The organism is Bacteroides caecigallinarum, assembly GCF_016901995.1.
GTDB classification, from domain to species: Bacteria; Bacteroidota; Bacteroidia; order Bacteroidales; family Bacteroidaceae; genus Phocaeicola; species Phocaeicola cellulolyticus.
Genome location: NZ_JACJLE010000002.1, coordinates 17,209 through 29,480 on the forward strand (window position 1 = coordinate 17,209; position 12,272 = coordinate 29,480).

Annotated in this window: 11 protein-coding genes; 3 read left to right on the forward strand and 8 right to left on the reverse strand. The window is 40.4% G+C overall.

Annotation, left to right across the window (positions count from 1 at the left end):
* Positions 1-12: 12 nt before the first annotated feature.
* The 3 genes from H6A61_RS00750 to H6A61_RS00760 are packed head-to-tail and all read right to left on the reverse strand — an operon-like array spanning position 13 to position 2,579.
* Entirely contained in the window at positions 13-729 is a 717-nt protein-coding gene (locus H6A61_RS00750; RefSeq protein WP_204390384.1) for a 4'-phosphopantetheinyl transferase family protein, read from the reverse strand.
* Positions 730-746: 17 nt separating this feature from the next.
* On the reverse strand, positions 747-2,099 hold the full coding sequence (gldE, locus tag H6A61_RS00755) for a gliding motility-associated protein GldE (protein ID WP_204390385.1): 1,353 nt from the start codon (positions 2,097-2,099) through the stop codon (positions 747-749).
* A gap of 30 nt (positions 2,100-2,129) precedes the next feature.
* Complete coding sequence (locus tag H6A61_RS00760) at positions 2,130-2,579, reverse strand: single-stranded DNA-binding protein (RefSeq protein WP_204390386.1); 450 nt, start codon at positions 2,577-2,579, stop codon at positions 2,130-2,132.
* 384 nt (positions 2,580-2,963) lie between these two features.
* Between H6A61_RS00760 and H6A61_RS00765 the strand changes: the two genes are divergently transcribed.
* From H6A61_RS00765 to H6A61_RS00775, 3 genes are all read left to right on the forward strand, one after another.
* On the forward strand, positions 2,964-3,239 hold the full coding sequence (locus H6A61_RS00765; RefSeq protein ID WP_154042832.1) for an HU family DNA-binding protein: 276 nt from the start codon (positions 2,964-2,966) through the stop codon (positions 3,237-3,239).
* A 247-nt stretch (positions 3,240-3,486) separates the two neighbouring features.
* Positions 3,487-5,061, forward strand: a complete 1,575-nt coding sequence (locus tag H6A61_RS00770; RefSeq protein WP_204390387.1) for an Rne/Rng family ribonuclease — start codon at positions 3,487-3,489, stop codon at positions 5,059-5,061.
* A 160-nt stretch (positions 5,062-5,221) separates the two neighbouring features.
* Entirely contained in the window at positions 5,222-6,595 is a 1,374-nt protein-coding gene (locus H6A61_RS00775) for an aminopeptidase C (RefSeq protein WP_204390388.1), read from the forward strand.
* Between the two features lie 100 nt (positions 6,596-6,695).
* Here the strand turns inward: H6A61_RS00775 and H6A61_RS00780 are convergent, their stop codons facing one another.
* From H6A61_RS00780 to ispE, 5 genes are read right to left on the reverse strand one after another with little or no spacing between them, the layout of a single operon-like run.
* Positions 6,696-7,952 carry a peptidoglycan DD-metalloendopeptidase family protein gene (locus tag H6A61_RS00780; protein WP_154042835.1) on the reverse strand — a complete coding sequence of 419 codons (1,257 nt, stop codon included), beginning with the start codon at positions 7,950-7,952 and terminating at the stop codon, positions 6,696-6,698.
* On the reverse strand, positions 7,945-8,478 hold the full coding sequence (locus H6A61_RS00785) for a nitroreductase family protein (RefSeq protein ID WP_204390389.1): 534 nt from the start codon (positions 8,476-8,478) through the stop codon (positions 7,945-7,947). Before H6A61_RS00785 ends, H6A61_RS00780 begins: the two co-directional genes overlap by 8 nt.
* 19 nt (positions 8,479-8,497) lie before the next feature.
* The gene (locus H6A61_RS00790) at positions 8,498-10,132 is read right to left on the reverse strand and encodes a pseudouridine synthase (protein WP_204390390.1); all 1,635 of its coding nucleotides are present in this window, start codon (positions 10,130-10,132) and stop codon (positions 8,498-8,500) included.
* A gap of 35 nt (positions 10,133-10,167) precedes the next feature.
* A complete protein-coding gene (locus H6A61_RS00795; protein ID WP_204390391.1) occupies positions 10,168-11,412 on the reverse strand; it encodes an alpha/beta hydrolase in 1,245 nt (414 codons plus the stop codon).
* Between the two features lie 29 nt (positions 11,413-11,441).
* Positions 11,442-12,266, reverse strand: a complete 825-nt coding sequence (gene ispE, locus H6A61_RS00800) for a 4-(cytidine 5'-diphospho)-2-C-methyl-D-erythritol kinase (protein WP_204390392.1) — start codon at positions 12,264-12,266, stop codon at positions 11,442-11,444.
* Positions 12,267-12,272 lie beyond the last annotated feature (6 nt).

Consider the following 12,272-nt stretch of genomic DNA (forward strand, 5'->3'; position numbering starts at 1 on the left):
TTTTATTTTGTACTACTCTGAAACACTATACGTACATACAAAATCCTGTGACACATAAAGCTCTATATTCATCTCTACATCATTTTCCGGATCTTTAAATGCAACTGTTTCCAATTCTCCATAAAAAACGCCTGCTTCAGGAAAACTAAAGCCATCTGATTTTGTATATAATTCCGGTATTATAATAGACCTTACCTGTAAGTGCTCCAGAAAGTCCACCCCACTTGAGTCTAACATTTTAAACATCGTTTCTTTAGCAGACCAGAATAAAAGATACATATTCACCATCGCACAGGCCTTTTCATCTTCATCTGTAATAAAAAGCAGCCTATTGTCTATCAAAGACATTTCCTTATGGCTGATAAACCTTGTAACAACCTTCTTCACCCTGTCCGAACGATATTCTATATCTATGCCTGTCTCCTTTTCCGGATGCAAAACTACAGCCACATACCCTTTGGTATGCGATATAGATATTTTGCTTTTACAACCATCAAGATACGGCTTACCCGATTCATAGTGCAACACACGCTGCTCAGCCCCAGTAAGTTCTCTAATAAGAGCCCTTACAGCCAAGAATTCAAGCTGGCGGGAATATGATTTATAACTAAAAAATTCGGGTGTAAAAGATTTGTCTGTAAGCAAAGAACGGAGCTCATCCGTGGTTTCTGTAACTTTCCAGATTCCACAGATGGCTCCGTTGTATTCCCATTTCCTTAATATAGGCATATTATCAAATCAATATATCAATCGTTATTTTCTTCTTTTTCAGGTTCCGGATTGACTGTAACCTTGACTTTAAGGATTCTTCTGGCGTCCATTTCCAGAATTTTAAAAACATATCGCCCGAACACTATTTCCTCATTAAGCGAAGGGAACTCACCCTTAACTGCCAGAATAAAACCAGCCAAAGTCTCAGCATCATCAGAAACCTCTTCAAACTCTTCAGGATCTGTCTTCATTATCTTATAGAAATCAGACAGAAGAGTCTTAGCCTCGAAAATATAGACATTGTCCGAAACTTTCACATAAGTCCTTTCCTCATCATCATACTCATCATTGATTTCTCCAACGATTTCCTCTATAATATCTTCCATAGTCACAATGCCGGAAGTACCTCCAAATTCATCAACTACAATGGCCATATGAACCTTGTTTGACTGGAAATCACGAAGCAAATCATCAATCATTTTTGTCTCAGGAACAAAAAATGCCGGACGTATCAGTTTTCTCCAATTAAATTCATCACCTTTTTCCAGATAAGGCAAAAGATCCTTGATATAAAGAATACCCTTTACGTTATCTCTATTATCCTGATAAACAGGGATACGGGAATAACCGTTATCAACCACACATTTAAGAACCTCCGAGAAAGTGGAATCAATATCAAGATCCACCATATCGAGACGTGAAGTCATAACTTCTTTGGCTGTTTCCTCGCCAAAGCGTATGATACCTTCCAACATATTACTTTCTTCCGAGATTTCATCTTTATCGGTAAGTTCAAGAGCCTGAGAGAGTTCATCCACTGATAGTCCCTGAGGCTTCTTATATGCAATCTTATTTATAAAGACTGTTGAGCGAACCAACACAGAAGACAAAGGCTTGAACACATAGCTTAACACATTGAGCACAGGAGCCGCACGCCTACTGAAGGCCAGAGCATTTTGCGCTGAATATATTTTAGGCATTATTTCCCCAAAGAGAAGCAATAGAAATGTAAGTATTACCGTAATTACAAGAAATTCAAGTAACCTTGAATCACCAAAATCGATAACAGACGTAAAGAAAAAATTGCACAGCATAATAATCATCACATTGACGAAATTATTCGAAATAAGAATCGTCGCCAAAAGCCTTTCAGAATTGGCCAGTAATGATTTGATACGCGCATCTGAATTATGCTTCTCCTCATCTATCTCACTCAAATCCGAAGGTGTCAAAGAGAAAAAAGCTATCTCGGATGCTGAGACAAAACCTGAAGCATATAATAACAAAATTGCTAAAATAAGAGCAACTATAGCCCCTGCATCAGGGGCAGTAACGGTCACACCGCTAAATAAATCCGCCAAGCGGCATAAATACGAATCCGGGTCCAAAGAATTTAATTTTAGTTAGACATAAGTTATTTAGAAAGGCAAATCATCAGATGCCTCATCCTGTATAGGCGATTGCTGAACAGGTTGTACTGGAGAAGATGCTGGTTGAGGTTGAGATACCGGCTGCTGAGCTCCCTGCTGAGTAGAACGAGGTGTAAGCATCTCCATATTATCACCGAAAATCTCAACTACGTATCTTTTTACTCCATTCTGATCGTCATATGAACGGGAACGGATTTTTCCTTCAATATAAAGCTTATCTCCTTTATGAACGTACTTCTCTGCTATCTCTGCCAAGTTACGCCACAATACTATATTGTGCCATTCTGTACGTTCCGGTACTTGAGTTCCATTAGTTAATGTATAGGCACGGTCTGTAGTCGCTAATGTAAAAGTAGCTACTGCTACTCCACTGTCCAGATATCTCACTTCGGGATCTTTTCCCACATTACCTATTAATTGTACTTTATTTAAAGACATATTCGAAAAAAATTTTAATTCGCATCAAAAATATAGAAAAAAAACGAGAAACCAACTATTTTGTATGATTTAAATTAAAGATACTCGCATTATAACAAATTCATGCTATCTGATAACTATCATGAAATACCGGCAAAACAGTAATAACAAACATAGGAATGTTGAAACTGCACATCAATAGAACAGACATTATACTTATATAAATATGTAAAGTGTAAGTCATAAAAATGACATCAGAACATATCCCAAGATGGAAAAATCACTGTTTTTCTCATTTTTTTTGTAAAAATGTCGCTAATAAATTTCTTAAAGAACGAGAAAAGCTATATATTTGCAGACCAAAAATTTAGATAAAGTATAACACAATAATTATTTATTAGCGAAATGACTAAAGCAGATATTGTAAACGAAATTGCAAAAAAGACAGGTATCGACAAAAACACTGTACTGGTTACTTTGGAAGCGTTCATGGGTTCAGTAAAAGAATCGTTATCTAACGAAGAAAATGTTTACCTAAGAGGTTTCGGCAGTTTCGTAGTTAAGAAGAGAGCACAGAAAACAGCTCGTAATATATCAAAGAACACTACAATAATCATCCCGGAACACAATATTCCGGTATTCAAACCAGCAAAGACTTTTACACTTTCAGTGAAGGAATAATTAATTTTAGTATTAACCCTATAAAAATTTTAAAGCTATGCCAAGCGGAAAGAAAAGAAAAAGACATAAAATGTCTACTCACAAGCGTAAAAAAAGACTAAGAAAGAACAGACATAAAAGCAAAAAATAATTGTTAGTCTGTCCCGACTTCAATAAAGAACAAACTTGCAAAGAACTGTTTCAGTCTTTCGGGTTTGTTCTTTGTCTTAATTAAGAATTTAAACAATTTCCATTAAACCAAGAAAAAGTGACAAGCGAATTAGTTGTTGACGTACAGCCCAAAGAGATTTCTATAGCCCTGCTGGAAGACAAGAATCTGGTAGAGTTTCAGAAAGAAGAAAGAAACCTTTCCTTCTCTGTCGGGAATATGTATGTGGGCAAAGTAAAAAAACTTATGCCCGGACTTAATGCATGCTTCGTGGATGTCGGCTTCGAAAAAGACGCATTCCTTCACTATCTTGATTTGGGACCACAGTTTCATTCTTATCAAAAGTATCTAAAGCAAGTAATCAGTGACCGTAAGAAACTTTTTCCTATATCAAAGGCAAACTCTCTGCCGGATATTGACAAAGACGGTTCAATATCAAATGTCCTCCAGCAAGGTCAGGAAGTAATTGTTCAGATAGTAAAAGAACCTATCTCTACAAAAGGTCCTCGCCTTACATGCGAACTTTCATTTGCAGGAAGATATCTGGTACTCATTCCGTTCAACGACAAAGTTTCTGTTTCGCAGAAAATAAAATCGAGCGAAGAAAGGACACGATTGAAGCAACTGCTTCAGAGCATCAAGCCAAAGAACTTCGGAATCATAGTAAGAACAGTAGCCGAAGGAAAAAGAGTGGCAGAACTGGATGCCGAACTGAAAGTATTGCTCAAACATTGGGAAGAAACAATAACTAAGGTGCAGTCTGCTACAAAGCTGCCCACACTGGTATATGAGGAAACAAGCCGCACTGTCGCTATGCTGCGCGACCTGTTCAATCCGTCATACGAAAATATTTATGTAAACGATGAAACCGTTTACAACGAAGTAAAAGACTATGTAGCCCTGATAGCTCCCGAACGCGGGAACATTGTAAAGCGCTACACCGGTCAGCTTCCCATTTTCGACAACTTTGCCATCACAAAGCAAATAAAATCATCATTCGGTAAGACTGTTTCGTACAAAAGCGGAGCTTACCTCATTATTGAACATACCGAAGCACTTCACGTGGTAGATGTGAACAGCGGCAACCGCTCAAAATCTGCCAACGGACAGGAAGCCAATGCCTTAGATGTGAATCTTGGTGCTGCCGACGAACTGGCACGCCAGCTCAGACTGAGGGATATGGGTGGTATAATAGTTGTCGATTTCATTGATATGAACCTTGCCGAGAACCGTCAGAAACTATACGAACGCATGTGTCAGAACATGCAGAAGGACAGGGCAAAGCATAACATCCTGCCGTTAAGCAAATTCGGCCTTATGCAGATAACCCGACAAAGAGTTCGTCCTGCAATGGACGTGACTACCGACGAAGAATGTCCTGTATGTTTCGGTAAAGGTAAAATCAAACCTTCGATACTTTTCACAGATTCTCTGGAAAGCAAACTGGACTATTTGGTCAACAAATTAAAAGTGAAAAAATTCACGTTGCATATACATCCGTACGTTGCTGCTTACGTAAACCAAGGTATGGTTTCACTAAAGCGTAAATGGCAAATGAAATACGGATTTGGTATCAAAGTCATTCCTAATCAGAACCTTGCAATGCTGGAATATAAATTCTATGACCCAAAAGGTGAAGAAATAGACATGAAGGAAGAGTTTGAAATCAAATAAAAAAAGCAAAAAGAAAGAAATCAAGACTGCATGGCTGTCCATAAAACAAGTAAAGGACACCATGCAGTTTCTTTTTTATACAGCACTATGATAAAACTTGCATCATCCAACTAAAAATGCCATCTTTGCAACAGAAACAAAAACAAATAACCATAAACACATGAAAAAAACATTATTCACAGCAGCTCTAGGAGCTATTGCATTAAGTGCAGGGGCACAGCAAATCACTGAGTCAGATCTGAAGGATATACAGTCATCATTCGTGATGGATGCATCTACAAAAGCACTTCAGAACATAATCACAAATGATGCCAACCTGAGAAAACTGTCCCTGAACAGAGATATTCAAGGTGAAACAGACCACTACTTCAAATATAAAGTTGATGTGAAAGGTATAACAGACCAGCAGCAGTCTGGAAGATGCTGGATGTTTACTTCTATGAACGTACTCCGTCCGTCGGTAATGAAACAGTTCAACATCAAGGAATTCGACTTCTCACACAACTACAACTATTTCTGGGATATGTTCGAAAAGAGTAATCTTTTCCTTGAAAATGCCATTGCTACAGCTGATCATGACATGTTGGAACGTGACGTAGAGTTTTATTTCAGAACACCTGTAGGCGACGGTGGCGTTTGGAACCTGTTCTATAATATAGCTGAAAAATACGGTGTAGTTCCTCAGACTGTCATGCCGGAAACTGCACACTCAAACAACACAACACAGATGCGTTCCGTGCTCAACGAACGTCTGCGCACAGGAGGATACGAACTCCGTAATCTGGTAAACGGAAAGAAGGGTAAGAAAGAGATAGCAGAAGCCAAGAAGGCTATATTAAAAGATATTTACAGAATCCTTTCACTCTGCCTCGGCAATCCTCCCAGCCAGTTCGAATGGAGATACGAAACCACAGCCGGTGAAATCAAGACACTGAAAACTACTCCTAAGGAATTCTATAACATGATCAAACCGGAAAACTACAATCCGGAATCATACGTCATGATAATGAACGACCCTACCCGCGAGTACTATAAGGTTTATGAGATAGCAAACTACCGCAATACATACGAAGGTGTGAACTGGATATATCTGAACCTGCCTAACGATGTCATCAAAAAAGCGGCTATATCTTCTATCAAGGGTAATGAAGCTATGTATGCATCAGTTGATGTTGCTATGTATAATTCTGCCGACGGTGTTTGTCATCCTGAAATGTTCGATTATTCCTCACTTTTCGGAATAAAGCTCGACATGGACAAGAAAGCAAGAATCCTTACCAGAGAAAGCGGGTCTGCCCACGCCATGTCTTTGAGAGCTGTTGACACAGACGAAAACGACAAACCACTGAAATGGCAGTTTGAAAACAGCTGGGGTTCGTCTGCAGGTCATAACGGATTCATGACTTTCACAGATGAATGGTTCGATGAATATCTGTTCCGCATCGTGATAAACAAGAAATATCTTGACGAAAAATCTCTGAAGGCTGCAAAACAGAAACCTGTGGCACTTCCTGCTTGGGATTATATGTTCTAAAAGTCAGATTATAATATAAATAATAAGAGCCATATCATAATCTCTTTTCAATAAGAGGATTGATATGGCTCTTTTATATTTTCAGCTCAATAAAAATATCTTACATTCCCTGAAGTCTGTTCATCAATGAGTCGCGAAGAACTGTATAAGCAGCCATATTCTGCTGACTTACAGGTTTCTTAGGTTGCGACTTGATTGTGAGCGGATTTATAGGCTTTCCGTTCTCGAATACACGGAAATCAAGATGCGGTCCGGTAGAAAGTCCGGTGGAACCTACATAGCCTATCACTTCTTTCTGCTTGACTGAAGAACCGACTTTCAAGCCTTTAGCAAAACGTGACAGATGCATATATGTAGTGACATAAACACTGTTATGCTTAATCTTGACGTAATTACCTCCTCCCCCGGCCTGATAACCTTTTGCTATAACCTTTCCGTTACCGATGGCATACACCGGAGTTCCCGTAGGAGCTGCATAGTCCACACCATGATGCGCACGATAACGCTTCAGCACCGGATGATAACGGCTATTGGTAAAACGCGACGAAATACGGTAGAAATCAAGCGGAGCTTTCAGAAATGCTCCTTCAAGACTGTTTCCTTTCTCATTATAATAAAGTTCCTCACCATCCTGAGTGAACGGAATAGCATAATATGTACTGTCCGAAGCACGGAAAGATGCCGCAAGCACATGAAAGTTCTGCAACGCATTTCCATCGACATATTCCTGTTCGTATATCACACGGAATTCATCTTCCTTCTGAAGTCCGAAGAAGTCGATAGTCCATCCGAATATATGCGAGAGAACTATAGCAAGCTGCGGCGAAGTATTACAATCCTGCATGGCTACCCACAATGAAGAATTGATTTTCCCCTTTGCCTCTTTAGTTCTCCACTCTACAGGGTTCTGACCGCGTGTAACCTTATATTCTCCCCTAAGGTCGAAAACTACATACGATTTCGGATCTTCCTCATAAACAAAAAACTTTGGAGTGGCAAGGCTGTCCTTCGAAGTAAACATTGCATAGGCCCTTCCGCTACGTATCTTCCTTACATCGAATACACCTTCCGTCTTAAGATTCAGATCATGAATATTCTGAGAACTCAATCCATGATCAGACAATATAAAAGACAAATTCTGGTTAGGCTTCACTATACCATACTTCACATTGTATTTATCAACCGGGATACCATATTTGTAAGTAATTTCTTCCACCTCGGCAGAGTCAGTCACCTCCACTTCATCAAGCGACTGCTCTTCGGTTTCTATAGAACGATAATTGTTTACTGTCAGTACAGCCACAAGTACCACGGCTACAGCTACCAGAGCCAATATTATTTTCTTCTGCTTATTCATACTTGTTCCAACTGCTCATAGTGTTAATGTCTTTTCTGATTTTATTTCTCGTCTCACCATCAGGATAACCCAATGTAATCAGAAGCGGAACTCTCTTGCTACCTATACCTAGCAACTTCTTCACTTTCTTTTCATCGAACCATCCAAGGATACATGTTCCCAGACCAAGTTCTGCAGCCTGAAGACAGAAATTCTCTACCGCAATACCTACGTCAAGAAGAGAATACTCCTTATCCTTAATTACGCTACCTATACGTGCCGTAAAATTCATTTTCTCCAACACTACAGCCACAATTACTGGACTTTGCACTGCAAACTTGTTCATTCCCATACCTGCCGCAGCCGATGCCATCTCCGGAAGCAATTGCGGATCGTCCACCACAACAAACTTCCATGGCTGACTGTTGCATGCCGACGGAGCTAGTCTTGCAGCTTCAAGGCATTTGACAATCTTTTCTCTATCTACCGGAGTGTTCTTATACTTTCTGTCACTCTGACGTTTCTTTACTAAATCTAAAAAATCCATATATTATCAATTTTAATTATTACAACGTAAACGGACACGGAGAAACTATCTCTATCTCCTTATCCGACACCGGATGTCTGAATACGAGTCTTGATGCATGAAGACACAAACGTGAAGCCGAATCGGGATTACCATAAAGTTCATCTCCCGATATAGGACATCCGAGGCCTGAGACATGAGCCGAATGTACACGCAACTGATGAGTCCGACCGGTATGAGGCTTAAAGACGACTTTCGCCCGTCCATCCTTTATACATTCCACCTTATATTCAGTTATTGCCAGCTTGCCATTCTCAAAATCAACCATCTGTCGCGGTCTGTCAAGGGGATTCAGGCATATAGGCAAATCTATGATACCAAATTCCTGCGACGGAACGCCATCCAATATGGCTATGTATTCCTTTGAGATACTCCTTGTCTCGAACTGAGACTGCAACCGGGCATGCACATCCTTGTCCTTGGCAGCGAGAAGTATCCCTGACGTTGCCATATCAAGGCGATGAACCACCAAAGGACCGGTAGCATCAGGATACATAAGTCTTAATCTCTGCTGTACAGAGTCCAGATCATTTTTTCCCGGAACAGAAAGCATGCCCGACGGCTTCTCAACAGCTACTATCCATTCATCCTCATACAAAATCTTAAGCGGAGTATCCTTAAACAAATCCTCTGCCAATGGATTAGGCTCCACATCAAGCCCTACGAGCATATGTTTCAGTATAGGTTCGCATTTACCTTTGCATGAAGGATAAAAATAGCCGTCGTGACGAATCTCATCCTTGGGCGACATTCCGCACCAGAATTCACCCATAGCCAACGGCTGCAGGCCATACAGATAAGCATACTGCAAAAGTTTAGGCAAAGCGCACTCCCCTGCTCCTGCCGGCGGTAATCCTTGAGGAGTATCTTTGAATATCTCACACAGGTCTTTACGCTCACCCTTTGCATTAAACATATCAAATTGCTTGAAAAGCCATAACTGCAATGCAGCCGAACGAGTTTTTCTCTCTTGTTTCAACTGTAATATCTCAGTATCAAAAGCTTTCACTTTCTGCTCTACCTCATTCAGCCTTTCTTTCCACGAATTCTCCAGTCTCTTATATTCGGCCTTTTGAAACTGGCTCTCACGAACCAGGGCATCAAGTTCTTCAGGCGAAAGGTTGCCATTAGCACGTTTTTCATCCCTCTCCTTTTTGCTCCTCTTCAGTTTCTCCTTGGCAGACGCTAAAGAAGAAGATGCTTGAATCTTTATCTCCTCTTGTTCTTTTTTCGCCATGAGATAAGAATCACTTTTGGATATATCGCTGATACGTCTGTTCAAAGCCGAGATTTCCGATTCTTCTTTCCTGAAATAACCGTCAGGATTAAGAAGGTCATACACAGGAGGAACAAAGAAATCATGCATATTACTACCGGCCAGATTTCCGGAAAAGGCAGCCAGATAACCGATACCGCCATCTGATGTCCTTACTATCAGTACACCAAACATCTTGCCTTTGCCGATTTCATCCTGCCAGTCAAGTCGAGTGGATAAATAAGACCGAACCTCATCCGCTGCTATTCGTGTCAGCGGATGAGGTGTATAATGAAAAGGGAATGTAAATTTCTCGGGTAGAGAAATTTCCTCAATATTCTGTTTGAAAAAATGAATCACTTCTATCTATCCTCCAGATTCAAACAAATGGTGAATTATAAATTATTAATCCAATTGGCAATATCCTTCAAAACTTCTTCGGAGCAGGTTTCTTCTATATTATAGTAATCTACCGCAGTCTCAGGTTTACAATGTTGAAACAGGTGATTAAGTCCCGGATATTCCTTTATAAGGTTCTTGGGGTTCTTATCATTCAAAAGCCGTCTGATATTACCCAAATTACTTTCCGAAATAACCTGTGCGTCATTGCTACCGTTTATTGCCATTACGGGTATTGTTATCAGCTTCAAATCACTTTCAGGATTGTAATCAACAAAGAACTGCAACCATGGTTTCTGTGACTGCACAGACATTTCCTTTCTTATAGTATTTACACTGACATTAGCCGGTATTCCCTTTAACTTCAATAAAGCATTCTGCTGTTCGGCCAGCAGAGTATCGCCTTTAATTCCCGGACCAGCCATACTTACAATGAAATCCGGTTTCTTATCTGCTGCAAGCATAAAAGCTATCATTCCGCCTTCACTATGACCAAGGACACCGATCTTTCCGAATTTTCCACTTTTCCTAAGCCATTGCAAACCGCAATCCGCATCCTCGGCAAAATCTTCGGAAGTAGCACTCGTGACATCGCCACCAACTGACTTTCCTGTTCCCCTGTCATCGTATCGCAAAGACGCTATACCGCATTTGGCCAGATAATCAGCTATCACGAGAAACGGTTTATGTCCAAAGACCTCTTCATCGCGGTTCTGTGAGCCACTTCCGGTAACCATTAACACCACCGGTACTTTTTTATTCGGATTGTAGCCTACGGGATATGTCAGCGTTCCTGACAATTTTGCATTAGCATTCACATTACTGAAAGTAACTTCCTCAGTACCATAGATATACGTCACTGTAGGTTCCTGAGGTCTGTTCGGCATATTTACATCTCCAGGTCTAAGTTCAAGCGGGAAGGACATACCGAACTGATTGAATTTTCCTTTAATCGCCCCATCGATAAGCTTTCCATTATAAGTCATGTTTATAGCAGCCACGCTCAACGAGACGGAATCTTCTGTCAAAATCTGAAGATTTACAGGAATACCGACAGCACTTTGCGCCGGAACATCCATCTTGCACGACTGCTTACCTCCTTCTTCATTATGAAAATGAAAAACGATTTCCAATTTCTGGTTTGCCGCAGTCAACAAACCTTTCCATGTACCGTTTATCACCTGTGAGTATGACACAGATGCAGCAGACATAAGCAACGCAAATAGAAGAGTTCTTTTCATTGTAGAATTTCAGTTTTACATATTAAAGTTTAGAACATTTCTCTCTGACGACAGAAACATCCGGCAAACTTCTCATCCACATTTTCTATAGGCTGACGGAAAAGTCCATATACAGAAGAGCCTGATCCGGACATGGAAGCATATACTGCACCCAGATCGTACATCTTATCCTTAATGGCAGCAATCTCAGGATACAGTGCGAAAACACTGTCCTCAAAATCGTTTACCATCACGTCTTTCCACTTCTCCACAGGCATCTTTACAATCTCTTTAAGGGAAAGTTCCGGCCTGTGAGGCTTGATTTTCGAAAAAGCGTCACGTGTTGATACGAAAATATCAGGCTTTACCAATACTATATAATAATCTGCCAACGAAAGTTTGACAGGTTCAAAGATATTACCTATTCCAGTTGCAAATACAGGCTCATTGCGCACAAAGAAAGCACAGTCAGCCCCAAGCTTTGCAGCATATTCTTCCATCTTCTCCAGACTCAGCCCCAAAGCAAACTTCTGATTGAGCATCTTAATCATAAAGGCACAGTCAGAAGAACCGCCTCCAAGACCTGCCCCACTCGGTATATGCTTGAACAGATGAATATCTACAGGAGCGAGATCGAAGTTCTGCTTCAGAAGTTTATAAGCCTTAGCCACAAGGTTATCATCCGGATTGCAGTCAAGAACATTACCTTTCATACTGATTTTATAGTCCTTACCCTCCTCTTCCAAAGGTTTTACTTCAAGGGCATCCTGAAGATTGATAGGGAAAAACACTGTCTCAAGATTATGATATCCGTCCGGGCGTTTCTCGACTATATTCAAGCCCAGATTTATTTTGGCATTTGGAAATGTTATCATTGTCGT

What these genes read in the sequence shown, in the direction of transcription:
- H6A61_RS00750 (WP_204390384.1), bottom strand. Translation starts at nt 729, where the DNA reads ATGCCTATATTAAGGAAATGGGAATACAACGGAGCCATCTGTGGAATC.
- H6A61_RS00785 (WP_204390389.1), bottom strand. Translation starts at nt 8,478, where the DNA reads ATGGATTTTTTAGATTTAGTAAAGAAACGTCAGAGTGACAGAAAGTAT.
- H6A61_RS00760 (WP_204390386.1), bottom strand. Translation starts at nt 2,579, where the DNA reads ATGTCTTTAAATAAAGTACAATTAATAGGTAATGTGGGAAAAGATCCC.
- H6A61_RS00765 (WP_154042832.1), top strand. Translation starts at nt 2,964, where the DNA reads ATGACTAAAGCAGATATTGTAAACGAAATTGCAAAAAAGACAGGTATC.
- H6A61_RS00780 (WP_154042835.1), bottom strand. Translation starts at nt 7,952, where the DNA reads ATGAATAAGCAGAAGAAAATAATATTGGCTCTGGTAGCTGTAGCCGTG.
- H6A61_RS00775 (WP_204390388.1), top strand. Translation starts at nt 5,222, where the DNA reads ATGAAAAAAACATTATTCACAGCAGCTCTAGGAGCTATTGCATTAAGT.
- H6A61_RS00795 (WP_204390391.1), bottom strand. Translation starts at nt 11,412, where the DNA reads ATGAAAAGAACTCTTCTATTTGCGTTGCTTATGTCTGCTGCATCTGTG.
- ispE (WP_204390392.1), bottom strand. Translation starts at nt 12,266, where the DNA reads ATGATAACATTTCCAAATGCCAAAATAAATCTGGGCTTGAATATAGTC.